The organism is Micromonospora sp. WMMD712 (assembly GCF_029581295.1).
Taxonomy (GTDB): Bacteria; Actinomycetota; Actinomycetes; order Mycobacteriales; family Micromonosporaceae; genus Micromonospora; species Micromonospora carbonacea.
The window spans coordinates 6,179,287-6,200,820 of the sequence record NZ_CP120743.1 but is presented as its reverse complement, the minus strand read 5'-3'; the positions used below and the strand labels follow the sequence as shown (position 1 = coordinate 6,200,820).

The window sequence follows — 21,534 nt, the reverse complement described above, 5'->3', positions numbered from 1 at the left end:
GAAGCGGCCGTGCAGAATCCTGCCGGGCGATAGCGGCGGCAGCCAGAAATTGCCACTTTCACCAAGTGGCAGTTGGTGTAAACGGTTTCCGCAGGAGCGCGCGGACAGCCGGATGCCGGCGGCGGCGAAAAACGCCGCGGGGCAGGCGGGAGATGAAAGGCGGCTACGCGGCCTCGGCCACCGGAATCAGCGAGACGATCTGCAGCTCACTCGCGCTCGGATCGGTGAGGGTCACGACATCGACAAGCGTCGTGCGGTGCTCGCTGAGCCGGATGCCCCGCCTGGACCGCAACGCGCACCCGTACGCGGCGTGGGCGTTCCACAGGCAACGGGCCTCGGGACTGGTTTCCAGGCAGGCGTCCACCAGAGCGGCGATCCCCGCGTCCTGGGGGTGCAGCGCCTGGGCGATACGCATCTGGGTGAGCAGCGGCGCCGCCCAGTCGGTCTCCCAGTTGACCAGCCGGCGGCGCGCGTCGGCGTCGGTCAACAGCCAGCGGGGATAGCTGGGATCGCTGCGCAGCCAGGGATAATAGGCCTCGCACACCTCGTTGTGCAGCACCACCCGCGCATACCGGTCGAGGACGTAGGTCGCCCAGCGCTGCCCCTCGACGAACTGGCGCAGGGCGGGGCCGAGGACGACGGCGGTCGCGCCGACCGTCGACGGCGCCGGCATCCGGCCGACCGCCAGGAGGTACAGCAGCTCCCGCTCGCGCCGGTCGAGGCGCAGCGCCTCGGCGACGGCGTCGAGGAAGGCGTCCGAGTAGTTGGCCCGCACCCCGCGTTCCAGGTTGCTGTACCAGACGACGCTCACCCCGACGATCTCCGCGATCTCCTCCTGGGTGACGGTCGACCGACGGGCCCGACGCCTGCGGACGACCTGCCGGTCCTCGGGCACCAGCCGGTGCCGCCAGGCTCTGACGCAGGCGGCCAACTCGCTGTTCTGATCCGCCGAGACCTGCCGGATGGCAACCATTTCTACCTCGTTCTGGCGCAGCCGTGAATGATTGTTCCACGCATTTGGACCTGCACCGAAATGGAACACCGGCCAGCGGTCACACGGCTCTGCCAAGAGCCGGAAGCAGGGCGGATCGATCGGTCGACGGCTGCCCGTCGCCGGGACCGAGCGATCCTGTGTACGCCACATTCGGCCGAATAGGCCAAAGCCAGCTCGCGACGACACCGACACAATCGCGCCCAGCGACCGTCACGAATGTGGATGCTACCGCTCGGGGACCCGGACACCAATAGCTGCGTATCGAGAAGATCACGGTCCGGTCATCTGCCCGAAATCTTTCCACCGACCTGCACCAACTCGTCACGGACTTGGCCACCCTGCCCCCTTGGCCACGTCCACGGGCGTGCGCACTACTTGCCCGTGATGGCCCTGTTGCGTAGATCGTGACCCGCGCCGAGGCCCGCGCGGCACACCCCCGCGCCGACCGACGACAGCAATACATTCAAGTACGGCTCTCCATTCGCGGGACCGCAATTCACAACGAATTGCGCCGCCCCGAAGCGCGCCGTTCGGCACGCCGTTTCCCGGCACGGATATGAGTCGCGGAGAGCCCCGGAGTCCCAATCGCCGCAGTTGCGGCCGACTTCCCGTCCGGGGCGCATATCCCCTGGTAGAGGCGGGTTCTCCAGCGCCGCGAGACGCATGTCATACGAAACGCGGGAGAAACGAGGGCTGGTTAGCGTCCCGCTCGTTGAACATTTCCACTCCTTTCCGGGGAGACACTTTGAAGGTACGAACATCGAGGAGCGTGCGTATTCTCCTCGCGGTGGCCGTCTCGTTGACGGCCCCGGTCGCGCTGGCCGCCCCGGCCATGGCGGCATCCCCCACCCCCGCCGCGCCGCCCCCCGCCGCGCCGGCGGGCCTGCCCGACCCGACGGCGCGCGGACCGTTCGGTCACCAGGCCGTCCAGGAGGCAAAGTTCGGCCTCGCCGACATCCAGGAGCCCAACTCCGCCGGGGCCGACCCGACGCCGGGGACGGCGCAGGCGGCGGAGCAGATCGAGATCCGCGGCCAGCTCTACACGCCGGACTGGGCCAAGCGCACCACGCCGTCGCCGCTGATCGTCCTGGTGCACGGCAACCACGGCTCGTGCGACTCCGGGCAGAACAGCGCCCAGCTCACCTGCGCCCAGTTCAAGCACAACGAGAACGGCTACGCCTACCTCGCGGAGAACCTCGCCACCTGGGGTTACACGACGTTCTCGGTGTCGCAGGACCAGCTGATGATGCGGCAGGACAGCAGCAAGGGCAAAGGCATGCACAGCCGGCGCATGCTCATCGCCGCCACCCTGGACGCGCTCAGCGCGGCCAACCGCGCCGGGGGCCTGCCGGTCGACGAGCACACGACCGTCGGCACCACGCTCTCCGGCCGCCTCGACCTGACCCGCATCGGCCTGATGGGACACTCGCGCGGCGGTGACGCCGTGTCGAGCTTCATCGACTACAACCGCATCCGCACCGACGGCCCGCGCTACCCCCTGCGCGGCGTCATCTCCCTCGCCCCGGTGGACTACGAGCGCAAGGCCCCGTACGGCATGCCGTACCTGACGATCCTGCCGATGTGCGACGGCGACGTGTCCAACCTCCAGGGCGCGCGCCTGTTCGAGCGCAGCCAGTACGTCAACCCGGGCGACCCCTTCCCCCGCATCCAGGTCGAGCACCTCGGCGCGATCCACAACTGGTACAACACCGTCTGGTACGCCGACGGCGGCGCGGACGGCCAGGGCAACAACGACGCCGCCTGCGGCAACTCGGCCCCGTTCGCGACGAACAACATCCACCCGAACAACCTGCGGCTCAGCGGCGCGGCCAGCTACACCGACCCCGACCTGAACTACGCCATCGACAACTCGGACCCGCTGAACCCGGCCGTGAACACCAAGTTCTCCGGCGACGCGGCCCGCATGGGCGACCAGGAGAAGCTGGGCCTGGCCACGATGGCCGCCTTCTTCCGCCGCTACGTCGGCGGCGAGGGCGCGTTCCAGCCCTGGCTGACCGGCGAGCTGGCCAACACCGCCAGCGGCCTCCAGGTCCCGGCGACGGCCTGCCCGACCAGCCCGTCCGGCACGGCCATCCCCTGCAACGAGCGGGTCAACACCAGCTACTTCGCCGCGCCGCAGGAGCGGGTGGACGTGATCCGCCCCGAGGTGGAGAACCCCCTCGGCCTCAACGCCCTCGGCGGCGCGCTGACCGGCAGCGGCTTCGCCGACCCGTACGCCCAGGCGGCCGGCGTCGCGCCGAAGCCGGCGGCGACGGCCGGCGGCTACGACTGGTGCAACCCGGAGCCCCAGGACTTCGCGCCCGCGCAGCTCGGCAAGACCGGGCTGCCGACCGCCGCCAAGCCCTGCCCGCTGCCGGCGGCCGGCGCGCTCGGCGGGCAGAACGCCACCCGCGAGAACAGCCCGATCAACCACTCCTACGGCCGGCAGCTCACCCTCGCCTGGGAGCCGGCCTCCCCCGCCACCCTCACCGCCGCGATCCCGGCCGCGTCCAAGGACGTACGGGGCCTCAAGGCGCTGGCCCTCAGCGCCGCCGTCAACTTCTTCGACACCCGCAACCCGGGCGCCGACAACCGGGGCGACAACACCCGCGACACCACCGTCAACGGCACCCCGACCAGCCCGGTCTGGCCCAACGAGCTGCCCACGTCGTACGACCCGACGTCGACCACGCAGCGCTTCGTCATCGCGCTGAGCGACACGGCCGGGCACGAGGCCACCGTCGACGCCGGCGACCCGCGCTGGGGCAACGCCCTGCACATGTCCACCGGCACGAACACGCCGAACACGCACATCGTCCTCGACCAGATCCGCGTGCCGCTGAGCGAGTTCGCCGCGCAGGGCGTCGACGTCAGCTCCCTGGCCAAGCTCGAACTGCGCTTCGGGGCGGGCGACCTGCCGAAGTCCGGCTCGATCCAGCTCGCCGACGTACGCTTCCAGGAGAGCGCGGCCGGGGCGCGGCTGCTGTCCGACGGCAACCACGCCAACGGCGCGGGCTACGGCAAGTCCGCCCTCGGCGGCCCGGACCCGGCGACCTACCTCGCCGCGTACGACAACACCCCCGGCAAGGTCGCGCTGGTCGACCCGGTCGCGAACCCGCGCGGGAACACCACCTGGACCGTCGACGACGACGGGAGGCAGTGCCCCACCGCCCAGTTCACCTCGATCCAGGCGGCCGTCGACCACGCGTCGCCGTGGGACACGATCGTGGTCTGCGCGGGCGTCTACCGGGAGTCCTCGACGCCGGTGCACCACGCGTCCAACCCCGTGCAGGCCGGCGCACGCAACGGCCTCACCATCACCAAGCCCCTGAAGATCAAGGGCGCGGGCGCGGACAAGGTGACCATCGAGCCGGACCAGTCGCTCGGCACCCTCGCGGGCGACCAGCCCTACCTGCGCGACGGCGGCGGCAACGTGATCACCGTGTCGCGGCAGTCGCTCGGCTCCACCGACACCAACGAGATGTTCGTCGACATCTCCGGCGTGACCGTCACCTCCGGCGACGTCTGGGCCGAGGCCGGCATCGCCTTCTTCGGCGCGGCCGGTCGCGTCGCGGACAGCGTCGTCGGCCCGCTGCGGGCCGCCACCACCGCGCAGGAACTGGCCGAGCACCCGCACGGCTGGGGCATCGTCAAGACCGGCGTGATCCGGGGGGCGGGCGTCGCCACCGTCGAGAGCGAGGTGACCGTCACCGGCAGCGTGGTCACCGGCTACCAGTCCGGCGGCATCCTGTTCGACGGCGCGCGGGGCACGGACGGCAGCCCGGACAACACCGCCCGGACCGGCATCCGCCACCACGGCTACGTGACCGGCACGGTCGTCACGGGCGCGTCGAGCAGCGTGTTCCCGCAGGTCGGCATCCAGTACGCCAGCGGGGCAACCGGCTTCGTCGACGACAGCCGGATCACCGGGAACTACCACCGGCCCGCGCCGGAGAAGTCCTTCGGCATCCTGCTGACCGACGCCGGCACCGACACCGCCGGGGCGCTCACCGTCTCCGGCGACATCATCACCGGCAACGGGTTCGCCGTCTACAACGCCAACGCCGACAACACGGGCGTACGCGAGGCCGCCCCGGTCACGGTGACCGGCAGCTACCTCGGCAAGCGCGCGCCGCTCGCGGGCGGCCCGGCCGACCCGCGCACCGGGGTCGAGGCGATCTCCGGCCCCGACAGCACGGGCGCGGCCACCGTCACCGTCGCCAAGCGGCTGCCGAAGCCGCCGAAGGCGGTGCCGACCGGGGTGGGTCGCGTCGCCGACCACGCCCCGTGGGCCCAGGTGGCCGACCCGGGGCAGGGCGCGGTGTTCCAGGTCGGGACGACGGTGCGCCCGCTGATCCGGGGCACCGACGACTTCGCCATCGCGTCGGCGACCCTGCTCGTCAACGGCGTCAGGGTCGGCACCAGCACCGTCGCCCCGTACCTGTTCGACTGGACGCCCGGCGCCAGGGACGCCGGCCGGCAGGTCAAGCTCCAGGCGCTGGTCGTCGACTCGGCCGGGCGGGCGACGCTGTCCAAGGCGGTGGTGGGCAAGGTGGCCCCCGTGACGCCGCCGCCGACGGTGCAGCTCGGCAAGGTGACGACCGACGCCAAGGCGGGCACGGCGACGATCGCCGCCACCGTCAACACGGCCGGCACGCTCACCCTCACCGGCGACAAGGTGGTCGGTGTGACGAAGCAGGTGAGCAAGGCGGGCACGGTCACGCTGACCGTGACGGTCGCGCCCGCGTACCGGCAGGAGCTGGTGAAGGCGGGGCGGCTCGACGTGACGGTCACGGTCGCGTTCGGCAACGCGACGGGGCAGAGCGCGAGCAAGACCGTGCAGGTGCGACTGCTCAAGAAGTGACGATCCGGCAACTCGGAAGCTGACCGGAGGGGTCCCGCAGCAGGGGCCCCTCCGGCGGTGTCCGCTGCGGCCTACCCATCTCTCCGCCCACGCGCAGGTGCTCAGTCACCGACACGTGGCCTGGGCACTCGGCCTTCGGCCGCGTAGCGGAGACGTTCGGCGGCGAGAAAGGCCCTCCCCAGCCCGGTCCGGACGTCCGCGGCACTACGACCGCTGCACTTGATGACGTAGAAGAGAACGGTGTTGATGGCGGTTACGGCACCGGCATAAACATAGACGTCTTTGACAAGATCGAGATAGATCAGCGTGCCAATTACCCCGCAGGTCACCGCATAGAAAGCCGCCGATGGTGTCCAGCCGCTGAAGGCATCAAGGCCGGCAACACGGCTGGCCGGAACGGTCGAAAGCTGCGCCGCCTTGGCGCGCCGCAGCGCCAGCCGGGCGAAGGACAGGCAGGACCAGTTACAGATGAACACGAAGAGCACGCCGACCGGCGTGAAGACAGACCACCAACGCCCCTGCACCAGCGTCGGTGGCAGGACCAGCAGGAAGGCAGCTACCGCAAAGAGCCGCATGTGCAGTTCGGCGAGGACGGCGAGCAGACTCAGCCACCCCTGGCGCAGGCCGGCCACCAAAGGGGTCAACCCGGCGAAGAGGTTCTGGTAGTAGCGCGCACCGACGAGGAGGAAGCTCAGGCCGACCATGCGTACCGGGAGGTTCTCCGCAAAATCGGAGATCGGGTAGTCCGGCTGCCGCAGGTCATCGAGGTAGGGAAACCTGTCTGACGGGGTTCCGGTCGCCTGTTGCAGGAAGGCGATCGCCTGGTTCCCCCAATCCCAGCCCAGGTCACGCAACCACCAGGTGACCAGGATCGTGGCCGCGACATACCAGGCCGCCGCCGACAGCCATGAAGCAGTGAGGAGCCAACGGATGTGCATGCTACGACGAGGATGCCGGTAGAGCCCCTGACTCCGCCGGATCCGCCAGACCTGCCATTGCCGGGCTGGCGCTCCGGCCAGCGGCATGAAGAGGTCGAGCAGGGCGGCCAGCCACCGAATTCTGACCTGGCCGACTCGTCCACGGCGGGTAGCCGCCATGGCGGCGAGTTCCTCGTCGAAGAATCGGCGAAGCTGTGGGTAGAGGGGGGCTGGAGGCGGATCCGGCCGAAAGAGCAGCAACCGGCGGGTCGGCTCGCCGTCGACGAGGTCCTCGATGAACCGGGCCATCACCGGGGTCTCGGCATAGAAGAGGTCCGGCACCGTGCCGTCGGATCCGCCGGGTGCGCCGGAGATGGCGACAAGTAGTTGACCGACCGAATAGAGATCGGTTCTGTTCGTGCCGGTGCCGCCGGCCCTGAGCTCGGGCGCGACATAGGTCGCGTCCGGGCCTCCGATGCCCGGAAGGGCATGGGTGTAGAGGTAGTTGACACCGAGATCGATGAAGATGAAGGAGGGGCGCGCTCCTTCCTCGCCACTCGCGACGATGATGTTCGACGGGGACAGGTCGCAATGCCGGAGCCCGGCCTGCTCGAGCTCAGCCATTGCAGCGAAGAGCTCCCGGCCAAGATCGGCCAGCACGTCGATTTCGATCTCGCGCGCCGCGGCTGCGGGTCGCCGAGTCGTTCGGTCGGCGGAAGCCGACCCCGGCGTGTTGCCGCGCCGGCGGTCGAGATGTTCGGCGAGGGTTTCCCCCGGAACATAATCCATCAGGATCCAGCTGGCGCTGCTCGCCCATATCTGCACCAGATGTCGCAGATCGCGGCTGGGCACGCCGTACCTGGAATAGTACTCCGCGGTATTTCTGACGATTGTCGGCACCTGCAAGAATGGATATACCAGGCACTTCAGCGCGAGCTGCCGACGCCGTCCGTGTGCCGCCCCGACCGGGTAACCCGCCAGGATGAACGAGGTGGTGCCGTGTCGGTGAAACCGGACCGTGTCGAAGTCGATGCCGTTCCACTCACTGCGGGCCGAGGCGCTCGGCTCGATCTCGCTCGTATCGTGCCCCGGGATCCAGGCATCCGGACTGTAATGTTCGGCGATTGCCCGGCGCACGGCGGGGTCCCGCACCAGCGGCACGCACAACGAGTCGCAATCGTGACCGGTCTGCCCATGCCCGCCGTCTGAGTCCACCTCCTTGCGGGGATGGCGGTATTCATCGGAGTGCCGCAGAGACACAAGGGTGATCAGGAGCAGCCCGAGATGACCGAAGACGTTCTCGAGCGGCCGCTGGACCGATTCCGGTCGGGCACGGAACCCACCACACCACCCGTGGAGATCGTCCACCACGCTGTCCCAGGACCGCTCGAACAGGCTGAGGAAACTCTGTGCGTCGGTCGGCAGCTGGAGCAGCGTCACTCCCCAGCTGTAGCGAGTCAAGCCCACCAGCTCCTGCTCGGCGGGTCCACTCTCCTCGGCGTCAGGGGAGATGGCCCGGAGAACGGTCGAGAGGGTGTCTCGCCTAGCGCTACTGTGCATGATCCTTCGCAACTATGGTGAGGCGTGGCACGGCTCGGATACGCCCGCCGGGAATGAGCGCGGGGTCACGGTTCTCGATGGCGCAGTACATGACTTCATAGCCACCCCGGGCCCCGGCGATGACGCGCCCGGAGTCCATCTCGTGCCGTTTGACCTCAGGCATCCACGGCAAGGGCGCCAGGTCGAGCACGTATGGCGCTTCCCCCGGCTCGGTCATCCGCCGCTGCAGCATGCGCCGCTCGACTCGATAGTCACGCATCGCACGCAGGTACCCGGCCCCGAGCCCGTCCCTGATCGCGTTGAGGTGCCGAGCGGCGTAGCGCTGCGAGAGTGACACCCCGTCGCGGGGCGGGCGGATCGGCCGGGTGCTGAGCGAGAGCACATGGGTGCAGCCGTCCTGCAGTGCAATGCGGTAGGGGTGGGGAGTCAACACGCCACCGTCGACCACCCGCTCACCGCGGAAGACAGCCGTGCCACGCAACGCCACCGGCAGCCATGCACTGGCGACGAGGGCACTACGCAGGTCGGCGCGGGAGGTGAAATCATGGACCGTCTCGGTCCGGATCTCGTCGGCCAGGGTGATCGCGATGTGCAGCGGGACGGGCGAAGCGATCACCCTGTCATAGTCGAGCGGTTTGAGCTGGTCGACCACGACTCCGAAGGCGTAGTCCAGGTCAAGGATGTGGCCCCGGAAGAACCGCCGGAAGTCGACGAATTTCCGGGTGGTCAGATCGTCATAGTAGATCGACAGTGGATACCAGCTGCCCCCGGCCAGGAAGTAGGCGCTGTTGATCGCGCCGGACGACGCCGAGTAGACGGCGTCGAAGGCTGTGGTCATGCCAAGGTCTTCCAGCGCACACAGCATGGCACCGGAAACCACGCCTCTTATTCCACCACCCTCAACAGCCAATCCGATCTTGAAATCGTCCGACCGGTTGCCTGGAGAGTCGTTCTCCCTCCGCCGACGCCGCAGCGCCTCCAGCACAGGATGATTCGTCAGCCAGGGCGCGTCATCCATCTTCGGTACCCCCTTACCGAGACCAGAATTCGCCGCTGCCGCTCGCGCCGCATCCGCCGAAACAGGCTGCCACGCTGGTTAGCTACGGTCAAGAAAAGCGCTTCCGGGGGTCGGATATCCAACAGGAGGCGCGTGGCACGCCCGTCGCCATTCGCAATCCGGCCAGGGCTCATTCACGTTCACGCGGGGATCGCCGGTGGAGCCGACCGCCGAGCCCCGGCACCGACGAACGCCGGGCAGCCCGTCGGCCATTCTCGCCGGAGCAGCCCCGCCCTGGCAGGCGGCGATAGCAGCGCCAAACCGATTAAGCACACCTCGAAGATCGTGTACGATGAGCGGCGCACCACGCCATCATTCACAGGACGCCCATGCCGCAACCCTCCCAGGTGACCGCCGTCGAGATCTCCCGGTTCCCCGGCGTCACGCGCGCCGCTGTGAGCAACTGGCGTCGGCAGCACCCCGGCCTTCCCGCTCCGTCGGACGAGGACGTCACCGTCCGGGCGAGAGCCATCGTCTTCCCCCGAGATTCGGCACCAGGGCGCGGCGCACTGCTTCCACCGGAAGGACCACGTTGAACAGCAGCAAACACTCCGAGCTGGCGAATCACGCCTGGTCGGTCGCCGATCTCCTGCGCGGCGACTACAAGCAGTCCGACTACGGCAAGGTGATCCTGCCGTTCACCGTGCTGCGCCGGCTGGAGTGCGTCCTCGAACCCACCCGCGATCGGGTCCTCGCGGAGCACGACCGGCTCAAGGACAAGGACGTGGACGTCTCCCGGTTCCTGCGCCGTGCGTCCGGGCACAGCTTCTACAACGTGAGTGGCTACACGCTGGAGACGATCGCCAACGATCCTGGCCAGGCCGCGAAGCACCTGCTCGCCTACATCGGCGCGTTCTCGACCAACGCGCAGGAGGTGATGGAGCGCTACGAGTTCGCCCAACAGGTCCGGCGGCTCGACGGCGCGGGCCTGCTCTACCGGGTGGTCGGCCGTTTCGTCGATCTCGACCTGCGCCCCGAGGTGGTCTCCAACCACCAGATGGGATACGTCTTCGAGGAGCTGATCCGGCGCTTCGCCGAGAGCTCCAACGAGACGGCCGGCGAGCACTTCACGCCGCGCGAGGTCATCGAGCTGATGGTGAACCTGCTGGTCGCCCCCGACGACGACGTGCTCAGCGTCCCGGGCACCTCCCGCAGGGTGCTGGACCCGGCCTGCGGCACCGGCGGCATGCTGTCGGCGGCCGAGGAGCACATCACCCGGCTCAACCCGTCGGCGACGGTCACCGTCTTCGGCCAGGAACTCAACCCGGAGTCGTGGGCGATCTGCCGATCCGACATGATGATCAAGGGCCAGGACCCGGAGAACATCAAGTTCGGCAACTCGTTCAGCGACGACCGCCACCGTGGCCAGCGCTTCGACTACCTGCTGGCCAACCCGCCGTTCGGGGTGGAGTGGAAGAAGGTCAAGGACGAGGTCGAGCACGAGTACGCGACCCTCGGCGACAGCGGCCGGTTCGGCGCGGGCCTGCCCCGGATCAACGACGGCTCGCTGCTCTTCCTGCAACACATGATCTCGAAGATGAAGAAGCCCACCGCCGACGGCAGGGGCGGCAGCCGCATCGCGATCGTCTTCAACGGCTCGCCGCTGTTCACCGGGGCGGCCGAGTCCGGCGAGTCGCGCATCCGGCGGTGGATCCTGGAGAGCGACCTGCTCGAAGGCATCGTCGCCCTGCCCGACCAGCTCTTCTACAACACCGGCATCTCCACGTACTTCTGGATCCTGACCAACCGCAAGGCCGCCGGCCACAGGGGCAAGGTCGTGCTGCTCGACGCCCGCGACCAGTTCGCCAAGATGCGCAAGTCGCTCGGCGACAAGCGCAAGTTCATCACCGAAGACCAGATCAAGAACATCACCCGGCTGTACGGGGAGGCGCTCGACGCCGCCCGCGACCCAGAGCACCCGCAGCACGCCAAGGTGAAGGTCTTCGCCAACGAGGACTTCGGCTACCGGCGGATCACCGTCGAGCGGCCCCTCAAGCTCCGCTTCGAGGTCACCGACGAAACCCTGACCCGGGTGCGCGACTCGAAGGCGATCGGCAGGGCGCTGGACGCGGAGGCGCTTGCCACGGCGTTGAAGCCGCTGCACGGGCAGTCCTGGCCGACGAAGCGGGCGGCGTGGGACGCGCTGCGTACCGCGATGGCCGCCGCCGGGGTGCCCTGGCCCTCCGGTGCGCCGTTCCAGAAGGCGCTACGTGAGGCGATCGGCGTGCGCGACCCCGAGGGCGAGGTGCAGCTCGTCAAGGGCCAACCGGAGCCGGACCAGGAGCTGCGCGACTACGAGAACGTGCCGCTGGACGAGGACGTCGAGGAGTATCTGCGCCGCGAGGTGCTGCCGCACGTCCCAGACGCCTGGATCGACCACGAGAAGACCAAGACCGGGTACGAGATCCCGTTCACCCGCCACTTCTACGTCTACAAGCCCCCGAGACCACTCGCGGAGATCGACGCCGAACTGAAGGCACTGGAGGCCGAGATTCAGGCTCTACTCGGCGAGGTGACGAAATGAGCTCTTCGCCCGGACTAAGCACCCGAGAATGCTGGCCATCCTCACCACTAAAATACGTAACCAGCCTCCTCAGCAGAGGATCAGCACCTAATTACGTGGATGACGGTCCCGTGCGAGCGATAAGTCAGGCCGCCAATCAGTCAACCGGCATCGACTGGACAAAGACCAGGTGCCACGATTACCGCGGCGACCTAACCAAGCTCAAAGGACTGCTTAAACCATCCGACATCATCATCAACTCGACAGGGACAGGAACCCTCGGCAGGGTCGGATTCTTCCACGGCCCAAGCGATGGATCTCCCTGCATGGCGGACAGCCATATAACCGTAATTCGCTTCGAAACTGACCACGTAGAGCCGAGATTCGCCTACTACTGGCTCAATTCAAAGCCATTCCAGGAGTACATCTATACGGCGCTAGCCGTCGGCGCAACCAACCAGATCGAGCTCAACCGAGACAGGCTCGCAGGCACCCCTATTCCACTTCCGCCAGTACCCGAACAACGCCGAATCGCCCAATTCCTTGACGCCGAAACCGCCCGCATCGATCACCTCATCGCCTTGCGAAGGCGTCAGCTCGACCTATCGATCGAAGAAATATCAGCCCGTGCAGCCCACGCTACTGGACGGGTGATCATCAGGCAGGGAGCACAGCCCTCCACCCGAACCGTCGTGCCACTTCGACGGGCAGCGCGCTCAGTACAAACAGGAAGCACACCAGCCAACCTGCAAGATTATACGCCTAATGGCCCCCAAGACTTCAGGCCGTGGTATACGCCGGCCTCGCTGTATGGGATTCTGTCGGTCGGCCAAGCCGAGAAAGCGATACCGCTCGACCAAGAAAGTGATGTCCCCACGTTCCCATCCGGAAGCATCCTAATCACCGGAATCGGAGAGTCTCTCGGCAAGATTGGCTACTTAGATCACACCGCGACCGGAAACCAGCAATTGACCGCCATCCAGCCCCAAAGCAACACGGATGGAAGATTTCTGGCCTGGCAACTTTGGGCCGCTCACCAAGAAATCAGGGAGTGGGCGCAATATTCCCGAATTCGAATCATCAACAATGACGCTCTGAGATCTTTTCCAATCCACCTTCCCAGCCTCAGCGATCAGATCGCGAAGAGGAAAGAGCTGGACGGATATCGACAGAAGTTTGAAGACCTCAACAAATTGGTTGGGCATTTCTCAAAGAGGATCACTGAGCGACGCCAGGCAGTAATCACCGCTGCCGTTACTGGCCAGATTGACGTATGCACTGCCGGCAGGCGAGGACTGGACCACTAATCGGATTCAATCAACCAACATCAGCGCAATGTCGACTTCTACCCACAAGTTGCTTCCGCTTTAAAGCTACCGACGAACGCGCCCCAGGCGGCGGCCTCGAAGCTCAGCATCCCACTCTCCGGAGCCTTTGAGTCGCGCACATCGATCAAGTGACCTCGATTGCACACCTCGACACACTGCCCGTTGTTGCCGGATCGGGTTGACTTGCGCCAGGCGTTACGCTCCATGCCTGCTCAACTCCTTGATGAACTTGATGGACTCGGCCGGCGAACGTGCCAGCGTCTTCAGATTGTCGTATGCGTCGCTCAGTCGCGCCAGGTCGCGAGCCGACTCAAGGAACAGTTCGCCGGCCAGGGTTTCGACGTAGCCCAACGGCGGCTCGCCCTGCTCGAAGGCGAGCAGGGCGAAGCCGCTACTGACTGCGAGGTGGGCACCGGCCTCGAAGCGTAGGACCTGGATGGTCACGTTGGGCAGGCGACTCAACGTGACCAGGTGGTCGAGCTGCTCGCGCAGGACGTCCAGGCCACCAACCTCCGTGCGCACCGCCGCCTCGGACAGGATGGCATGCACCCGCAGCGGCGCGGGCTCACGGTGCAGCACCTTCTGTCGGGTCATTCGAGCGGCGACACGCTGGTTGATGGTGTCCTTGTCGGACTCCCGGCCGATCATGTTGACCTCGCGGGCATAGCGCTCGGTCTGCAACAACCCCGGCACCAACATCGGCTCGAAGTTCTTCAGCTCGGCAGCCTCCTCCTCGTAGGCGATGTAGGTCGCATACCGCCCGCCGAGGCGCTGCCACCACCCTTCCTCGCGCAGGTCGCGGGCCTGTTCAAGCAGCGACGTGGCGGGCTCCTCGTCGATCCTGATGCCATACGCGACCAGAAGCTCCATGACGTCGCCCGCACGGGGCTTGATCTCGCCGGACTCGATCCGGCTGATCCGTGACGACGAGCAGCGAACGAGCTTCGCCGCGTCCTCACCGGTCAGACCCTTGGCATCACGGAGTTTGCGCAGCTCCCGGCCGAGCCGACGGGAGCGCGGTGTCGCTGGCGTGAAACGAGGCATGTCGTGATTCTGCCTCAAACCCGCTCACTGCTGTGCGCGGCCTCCAACGCGGCTCAGCGGTTGAACTGAAACAAGGGCTTGCTTTGCATCACTTGATGCGCAACTCTGGACACACACCGCCCACGGATCGCTTCGCTGCGTGACGTTCGGGACAGGTCAACCTGCACGGCCGGGGAGCGGACGTCGCAACGCTCGTTCTCCGTCTCCGCCAGAGGTGAGAGTGATCGTGATGTCCGAAGTTGTGTCGGTCGTGTTCGGTGGGTTGGTGCCGGGGTTCCTCCTCGGGTTGCTGGCCTTCCGGGTCAAGTCGCGGTGGTGTCCGCGCTGCGGGGAGTCCACGTTGGCCATGCCGCCGACGGAGCGGGACCGGTGACCCGGCCAACGCGGCGCACCGGCGACGAGCCGCCGATCGGGCGGCGGGTGGCGGAGCTGCGCGTCAGCCGGGGCATGAGCCAGCAGATCTTCGCCGACCGGATCGGCAGGTCGAAGAGCTGGGTCGACAAGGTCGAGCGCGGCGTCCGTACCCTCGATCGGTTCTCGGTGATCGAGACGGTGGCCGCGGCCCTCGGGGTGACCCCGGCCGTCCTGCTGGGCGGCAGGGCCCAGCGGGGTTCGGCCGCCGGCACCGACACTGGCAGCGCCGTGGAGCGGGTGCGCGAGGCGTTGGCGCGCTACGACGTACCAAGAATCGGCAGCGACGGCCAGCCGGCGTCGTCGCCACGCCAGCCTGCCGACCAGATCGGGTACGCCTGGACGGCGTACCGCAACGGCCACCACGCCCAGGTGTTGCGGATGCTGCCCGAGCTGCTCGCCGACGCCCGCGCGGTCGGCGGCGCGTCCGCCGCCGACCTGCCGGTGCGGGTCTACCGGCTCGCCGCCCAGGTGCTGGTCAAGCTCGGCAAGGCCGACCTGGCCTGGCTGGCGGCCGACCGGGCGATGAGCGGGGCCGCCGACGATCCACGGCTGGCCGGCCTGGCGGCGGTCTCCGTCGCCCAGGCGCTCCGGGCGCTACGGCAGGGCAAGCTGGCGACGGGTGCCGCCGCGGCCGCCGTGCACCGCCTCGACCTCGCGCGGTCCCACGTCTTCCTGCCGGAGGAGCCCGCGCTGACGGGCACCCTGCTGACCGAGGCCGCTCTCGCCGCCGCCTCGTGCGGGGCCGTCGCCGCTGCTGCCGAGTTCACCGAGCGGGCGGCCCAGCTCGCCGCCAGCCACGGCGAGCGGCAGCACGACGACCACGACGGCATCGGATTCGGCCCCACCACCGTCGAACTCACCCGCGCCCTGACCGCCATGCGCCTCGGTGACCATCAGCTCGCCGTCGCCGCCCACCGGCGGGCCACCGGCGACGACGCATGGCGTCTGCTCCCCGCCGAGCACCGGGCCGCCCACCTCGTCGACATCACCCGCGCCCACCTCGACCTCGGCGACCGCCAGGCCGCCGGCCGGGCCCTGGTCACCGCCGACGGCATCGCCCCGGCCGAGACCCGCCTCCGCCCCGCCGCCCACGCCGCGCTGACCGCCGTGCTCCGCGCCGGCCCCACCGCCGCCGACGTCGCCCGCCTCGCCGCCACCATCGGCCTGACCCGACGGTAGCTTCACCCCCAACGCTCTGAGCACCCCCGGGCCACGTCACGCCGCTGTCGCCGACCGATCGGATATCCGACTCGGGCGGTCGCGCTTTCCAGGCGCGGACGTGACGTCGGCGGCGCTGAGCTGCACCGATACGCTCCGCTGAACGCTCCCCCACGGAAAGCGATCTCCGATCGGCCCGCCGGACCGCCAGGACGGCTACGATGGGTGACGCACCCTCGTCAAGATCAACTTTTGCCCGTTCCTGCGCGCTTCGCCGCGCACAGCAGGCTCAGCCCGACACCGGCGCACCTCCGCCCACTGTGCTGCGGCGGTAGCGCAAGGCCGGGCCTCCCGACGCGGTGTGCTGCGATGACGGTGAAGATCGGCAGTGAGGTAGTCGGATGAGCGGGAGCACCGAACCAAAGACGCAGGTCCGGCAGGTACAGGACGCGCTTCTACGGGAGTTCGAAGGGCTGATCGACCTCACGGATCTCGCCAACAGACCACCTGCCGAACGTGAGCAGTCCCTTCGTTCGAGGGCCCTAGCCGCCCTGGTGGTGCGGGATCTGACCGGTTGCGACTCGGCGGCTGCGGCCGACGCCGTTGTTGACGGTCAGAACGACATCGGCATCGATGCGGTGGCCACCGACAAAACGGGGTCGCATCTCTGGTTGGTCCAGGCGAAGTGGAGCGACAAGGGCAAGGCCAGGTTCGAGGTTGCCGACGCGCTCAAGTTCGTTGACGGCCTGCGCCACATCGACGGTCGGAAGTTCGACCGCTTCAACATGCGCTTTCAGGACCTCGCCGACCGCGTTGACGCGGTTCTCAGCACACCGGGATCGAAGATCACCCTGGTGACGGCGGTCATGCGGACTGACGCGCTCGCGGCCGACGTCATGCAGCGGCTCGTCGACGCGCAGGACGAGTTCAACCAGTACGGCAACATCCTCGACCAACGCGTTTACCTGGCGCGCGACATCTGGGAGGTGGTGCGCAACGACTTCGCCGAACCACCCATCGCGCTGCGCGTCGGAATGCAGGACTGGATCAAGATCTCCGGGCAGTACGAGGCGTTCCAGGGCATCGTCTCGGTCGCCGACATCGCCCAGTGGTATGACGACCACGAAGACCGGTTGTTTGACCGCAACATCCGCAAGCCGCTCGGTATCACGCAGGTCAATCAGGGTTTGATCGCGACGCTGACCGATGAGCCGCACAACTTCTGGTTTTTCAACAACGGGATCACCCTGCTCTGCGACAGTCTTGAGCCCGAGTACGCTCGGCTGGGCGCGCGATCTCCCGTCGTGCTCCGGCTGACCGGTGCCAGCATTGTGAACGGCGCGCAGACCGTCCACGCCATCCACCACGCATTTCGCAAGAACGCCGAGGCGGTCGCCGAGGGATACGTCACCGTCCGGGTCATCTCGCTGAGGACCTGCCCGCCGGGTTTCGCCGACGCGGTGACCACAGCCACCAACACGCAGAACCGGGTGGAGCGGCGCGACTTCGTCGCGCTCGATCCGGTACAGCGGGCCATCAGGGAGGACTTCCTTCTCTCGCTCCAGAAGACGTACGCGGTCAAACGCGGGGAGCCGCCCGCTCCGGACAGCGGTTGTTCGGTGGAGGTCGCGGCGACCGCGCTGGCCTGCGCGCACCGGAACTCCGACCTCGCCGTCCGGGCAAAGCGCAACGTGGACCTGCTGTGGGAGGAGGGCCCTCAGGGGGCCTACCAACTATTGTTCGACGCACAAGACAGGCCCTCCGCCCACCAGATCTGGCGCAGCGTCCTCATCCTGCGTGAAGTGGACAACACGATCGATCGCACCGCCAAGAAGCGTCAGGAGCGGGCCGAGGCGATCGTGGAGCGCGGGAACCGGCTGATCGCGCACATTGTCTTTCAGCACCTGGACCTCGACGGCATCGACGACCCAGACGCCGACTGGGAGCAGGTCCTCGCCCAGGTGCCCGAGGCCGTCGAACGCGTCGCAGCCTGGCTCGTCTATCACGTCGACGCCACGTTCGGCCGGAGTTCGATCGTGTCCAGCACGCTCGCCAACCCGGACCACTGCCGTACCCTCGCGGGCCTGGTCCTGGCGGACCTGAAGCGTGGCGCTCCGGTCCCCGACCTGCCGATCGAATATCAACCTGCCAGCATCCCGAAGCAGAAGCGACGGCCCAACGCCGTCCCCACCCTGATCGACGCCGGGGTGCTGGCCGACGGCACGCCGCTGACCTACCAGGCGGCCGGGCGGCCCGAACGGGAGGCGATGGCCGCCTGGATCGCGGCGGACCCGAGCCGGGCAGCCGCGACCTGGGTCAACCAGCGGGTCCGCCCGATCCTGTGGGCGGCCGACGGCAAGCGTTACTCCCCCTCCGGCCTGGTGCAGGAGATGTGGCGGCTGGCAGGGTGGGGCAAGGCACCCGCCGCCGCCCAGGGCCCGGCCCGGTGGCACCTGCCGGGGGGCAAGTCGCTCTGGGCGCTGGCGCAGGAAACCCTGGCCGCCGTCGGCGACGACGTCGAGGAGGACGCGTGAGCGCCGCGCACCACGAGTCGAAGTTCGGTGACGCGATCGTCGAAGCCATGCTCACCCACGGGTGGGAGCTGGGCAGCAGCGCCGACTACCGCCCCGACCTCGGCCTGGACACCGGCCAGCTCTTCGCCTTCATCGGGGCCACCCAGGCCGCCGAGTGGGACGAGCTGGTCACCCTCTACGGCGGCGACCAGGCCGCCGCGCAGCGCGGCTTCGCCAAGCGCCTCGACCAGGCGATCAGCGTCGACGGGTTGCTCGACGTGCTCCGCAAGGGCGTGAAGGACCACGGGGTACGCCTCCGCCTCGCCTACTTCCGCCCCTCGTTCGTGGAGTCCGACGCGATCCTCGACGACTACCGGCGCAACCGGCTCACCGTGGTCCGGGAGCTGGCGTACGCGACCAAGCACGCCGACCGGGGCAACCGGCTCGACCTGGCGCTGTTCCTCAACGGCATCCCGGTGGCCACCGCCGAGCTGAAGAACCCGCTGACCGGCTCGGGGGTCGAGCACGCCAAGGAGCAGTACCGCACCGAGCGGGACCCGACCGAGCTGATCTTCGCGCGGCGGGTGGTCGCCAACTTCGCCGTGGACCCCGACCTGGTCTTCGTCGCCACCCAACTGCGGGGCAGGCCGACCCGGTTCCTGCCGTTCAACACCGGCTCGGCGGGGCCGGGCCGACGGGGCGGCAAGGGCAATCCGCCGGCCACCGAGTTCGGCAAGTACGCCACCTCCTACCTGTGGGAGGAGGTCTGGCAGCGGGACAACTGGCTGGATCTGCTGGAGCGCTTCGTCCATCTGCACCGGGAGAAGGGCGCGGACGGGCGTACCCGAAAGACCTTGATCTTCCCCCGCTACCACCAGTGGCACGTGGTGAAGACCCTGACCGCGCACGCGGCGCGGCACGGGGCCGGTCACCACTATCTGGTGATGGCCTCGGCGGGGTCGGGCAAGTCGAACACCATCGCCTGGCTCAGCCACCGCCTGTCGTCGCTGCACGCCCCCGGCGACCCCGCCGAGCTGGACCCGGCCGCGGTGGCGGCCGGCCTGAAGCCGGGCTCCCCCGTCTTCGACAAGGTCATCATCATCACCGACCGGCGGAACCTGGACGCGCAGCTCCGCGCGACGGTCGGCAGCTTCGAGCAGACCGCCGGCCTGGTGGTGAAGATCGACGAGGAGCACGGGGCGAAGTCCGAGCAGCTCGCCCAGGCGCTCTCCCGCGCGACGGGAAAGATCGTCACCGTCACGTTGCACACCTTCCCGGCCCTGACGGAATACCTCAAGGAACACCGGACCGAGATCCAGGGGCGACGGTTCGCGATCGTCATCGACGAGGCCCACTCGTCCCAGACCGGTGCGGCCGCCGACGCGGTCCGGGCCGTGCTGCGCGACCTGGGCCTGGACGCCGATTCCGACGACCCGGGCGCGACCAGCGCGCCGGCCCCGACGGGCACCGAGGCGAAGCTGAAGGAGCGGGCGCGCAGCCGGCAGCGGGCCGCCAACCTCTCCTACTTCGCGTTCACCGCCACGCCCAAGCAGAAGACGCTCGTGGAGTTCGGCACCCTCGGCGAGGACGGCGAATACCACCCGTTCCACACCTACTCGATGCGCCAGGCCATCGAGGAGGGCTTCATCCTCGACCCGCTGCGCAACTACGTCACCTACGACACCTACTACAAGCTCGCCAACGGCAACCCCGAGGACCGGAAGGTCGACCGCTCCAAGGCAAACCCGCTGATCGCCCGCTACGCGCTGACCCACGACTCGACCGTCGCCCAGCGGGCGCAGGTCATCGTCGAGCACTTCCGCGAGCACACCGCCGGGCGGCTCGGCGGCCGGGCCAAGGCGATGGTGGTGACGTTCGGCAGGGCGCAGGCCGTGCAGATGGCCCGGTCGATCAGGAAGCACATCGGCGACCTCGGGTATCCCGACTGGGGCGTCCTGGTGGCGTTCTCCGGCACGCTCACCTACGACGGGGAGGAGGTCACCGAGGCGAAGGAGAACGGCGGCCTGCCGGAGAAGGCACTGCCCAAGGCGTTCGCCTACACGCGCGCCGACGACAAGGCCGGCGGGGCCGGGCAGCGCGAATACCGCATCCTGGTCGTCGCGGAAAAGTATCAGACGGGCTTCGACCAGCCGCTGCTCACCACGATGTACGTCAACAAGCCGCTGGCCGGCATCGCCGCCGTGCAGACCCTGTCCCGGCTCAACCGCACCGCCGACCGAAAGAGCCAGTCCGACCTGGCGGTGCTGGACTTCAGCAACGAGGCCGAAGCGATCCAGGACGCCTTCCGGCCGTACTTCGAGGAGGCCGCCACCCTCCCCCCGGACCCGAACCTCCTCTACACCGCCCAGAGCCGGGTGATGTCCGCGGAGCTCCTCGTCGACGAGGAGATGCTCGCCTTCGCCACGGCCTGGCTGGCCGCCGACGAGCAGGCCGCCGGCAGCGCGGCGAACCGGGCGAAGCTGCACGCCGAGCTGTACCGGCACCTCGACCCGGCGGTCGCCCGCTTCGCCGAGTTGCTCAACGGCGACGACGAGGGTGACCAGGCCAGGGCCGAGACGTTCCGGGCCGACCTCAGCGACTACGTCCGCAAGTACGGCTTCCTCTCCCGCATCGTCCCCTACACGGACGACGAGTTGGAGCGGCTCTACCTCTACGGGAGGCACCTGCTCAACCGGCTGCCCCGCCGTGACGACGGCGGCGTCGACATCGGCGAGATCGACCTCACCCACCTGCGGGTCGAGCTGGACCGTGAGCAGGACATCAGCCTCGTGCCCGAGGGGACGGCCGAGTTGACGGGCTTCGGAGACGGCTCCGGCCGCGCCAAGGAACCTGAGAAGTCGCTGCTGTCGGAGCTCATCGCGCGGTTCAACGACAAGCATGCCACGGAGTTCACCGAGCAGGACGTCATCAAGCCGTTCAACGAGGCCCTCGCCGACCCGAAGGTGCGGTTGGCCGCCGTCGCCAACGACGAGGAGAACTTCGGCCACGTCTTCGACCCGGTCTTCGAGGACAAGATGATGGACCACTTCGACACCACCGCCGAGATGGGACGCAAGTACTTCGACCAGCAGCAGAACTTCCGCAGCTCGCTCAACCGCAGCGCCCGCAGCGCGGCCTGGCGGATGATCCGCGAGCAGGAGGGCGTCACGGACGCCGCCTGA

Annotated in this window: 12 protein-coding genes; 7 read left to right on the top strand and 5 right to left on the bottom strand. The window is 68.3% G+C overall.

Annotated features, from left to right (window positions below; genetic code table 11):
* Positions 1–163 precede the first annotated feature (163 nt).
* A complete protein-coding gene (locus O7633_RS26855; protein ID WP_178063601.1) occupies positions 164–973 on the bottom strand; it encodes a helix-turn-helix domain-containing protein in 810 nt (269 codons plus the stop codon).
* Between the two features lie 790 nt (positions 974–1,763).
* Between O7633_RS26855 and O7633_RS26850 the strand changes: the two genes are divergently transcribed.
* A complete protein-coding gene (locus tag O7633_RS26850) occupies positions 1,764–5,858 on the top strand; it encodes an Ig-like domain-containing protein (protein ID WP_282324384.1) in 4,095 nt (1,364 codons plus the stop codon).
* 101 nt (positions 5,859–5,959) lie between these two features.
* Here the strand turns inward: O7633_RS26850 and O7633_RS26845 are convergent, their stop codons facing one another.
* Together O7633_RS26845 and O7633_RS26840 are read right to left on the bottom strand one after the other, a co-directional pair.
* Complete coding sequence (locus O7633_RS26845) at positions 5,960–8,215, bottom strand: hypothetical protein (RefSeq protein WP_282324383.1); 2,256 nt, start codon at positions 8,213–8,215, stop codon at positions 5,960–5,962.
* A gap of 109 nt (positions 8,216–8,324) precedes the next feature.
* Positions 8,325–9,353, bottom strand: a complete 1,029-nt coding sequence (locus O7633_RS26840; RefSeq protein ID WP_282324382.1) for a patatin-like phospholipase family protein — start codon at positions 9,351–9,353, stop codon at positions 8,325–8,327.
* A gap of 571 nt (positions 9,354–9,924) precedes the next feature.
* Here O7633_RS26840 and O7633_RS26835 point away from each other — a divergent pair.
* Both O7633_RS26835 and O7633_RS26830 read left to right on the top strand, forming a co-directional pair.
* A complete protein-coding gene (locus tag O7633_RS26835) occupies positions 9,925–11,916 on the top strand; it encodes a class I SAM-dependent DNA methyltransferase (RefSeq protein ID WP_282324381.1) in 1,992 nt (663 codons plus the stop codon).
* Between the two features lie 95 nt (positions 11,917–12,011).
* On the top strand, positions 12,012–13,202 hold the full coding sequence (locus O7633_RS26830; protein ID WP_282324380.1) for a restriction endonuclease subunit S: 1,191 nt from the start codon (positions 12,012–12,014) through the stop codon (positions 13,200–13,202).
* A 38-nt stretch (positions 13,203–13,240) separates the two neighbouring features.
* Here the strand turns inward: O7633_RS26830 and O7633_RS26825 are convergent, their stop codons facing one another.
* A complete protein-coding gene (locus tag O7633_RS26825) occupies positions 13,241–13,429 on the bottom strand; it encodes a DUF397 domain-containing protein (protein WP_074478510.1) in 189 nt (62 codons plus the stop codon).
* Positions 13,419–14,267, bottom strand: coding sequence for a DUF5753 domain-containing protein (locus O7633_RS26820; RefSeq protein ID WP_282324379.1), 849 nt, complete (start codon positions 14,265–14,267; stop codon positions 13,419–13,421). The genes O7633_RS26825 and O7633_RS26820 overlap by 11 nt, the downstream gene beginning before the upstream one ends.
* A 229-nt stretch (positions 14,268–14,496) precedes the next feature.
* Between O7633_RS26820 and O7633_RS26815 the strand changes: the two genes are divergently transcribed.
* The 4 genes from O7633_RS26815 (at position 14,497) to O7633_RS26800 (ending at position 21,534) form a co-directional block, all read left to right on the top strand.
* Positions 14,497–14,640: a hypothetical protein gene (locus O7633_RS26815; RefSeq protein WP_282324378.1), complete on the top strand. Its 144-nt coding sequence runs from the start codon at positions 14,497–14,499 to the stop codon at positions 14,638–14,640.
* Positions 14,637–15,860 carry a helix-turn-helix domain-containing protein gene (locus O7633_RS26810; protein WP_282324377.1) on the top strand — a complete coding sequence of 408 codons (1,224 nt, stop codon included), beginning with the start codon at positions 14,637–14,639 and terminating at the stop codon, positions 15,858–15,860. The genes O7633_RS26815 and O7633_RS26810 overlap by 4 nt, the downstream gene beginning before the upstream one ends.
* Before the next feature lie 380 nt (positions 15,861–16,240).
* Entirely contained in the window at positions 16,241–18,373 is a 2,133-nt protein-coding gene (locus O7633_RS26805) for an AIPR family protein (protein ID WP_282324376.1), read from the top strand.
* Positions 18,370–21,534, top strand: a complete 3,165-nt coding sequence (locus O7633_RS26800; protein ID WP_282324375.1) for a type I restriction endonuclease — start codon at positions 18,370–18,372, stop codon at positions 21,532–21,534. Before O7633_RS26805 ends, O7633_RS26800 begins: the two co-directional genes overlap by 4 nt.

What these genes read in the sequence shown, in the direction of transcription:
- O7633_RS26855 (WP_178063601.1), bottom strand. Translation starts at nt 973, where the DNA reads ATGGTTGCCATCCGGCAGGTCTCGGCGGATCAGAACAGCGAGTTGGCC.
- O7633_RS26840 (WP_282324382.1), bottom strand. Translation starts at nt 9,353, where the DNA reads ATGGATGACGCGCCCTGGCTGACGAATCATCCTGTGCTGGAGGCGCTG.
- O7633_RS26825 (WP_074478510.1), bottom strand. Translation starts at nt 13,429, where the DNA reads ATGGAGCGTAACGCCTGGCGCAAGTCAACCCGATCCGGCAACAACGGG.
- O7633_RS26820 (WP_282324379.1), bottom strand. Translation starts at nt 14,267, where the DNA reads ATGCCTCGTTTCACGCCAGCGACACCGCGCTCCCGTCGGCTCGGCCGG.
- O7633_RS26815 (WP_282324378.1), top strand. Translation starts at nt 14,497, where the DNA reads ATGTCCGAAGTTGTGTCGGTCGTGTTCGGTGGGTTGGTGCCGGGGTTC.
- O7633_RS26805 (WP_282324376.1), top strand. Translation starts at nt 16,241, where the DNA reads ATGAGCGGGAGCACCGAACCAAAGACGCAGGTCCGGCAGGTACAGGAC.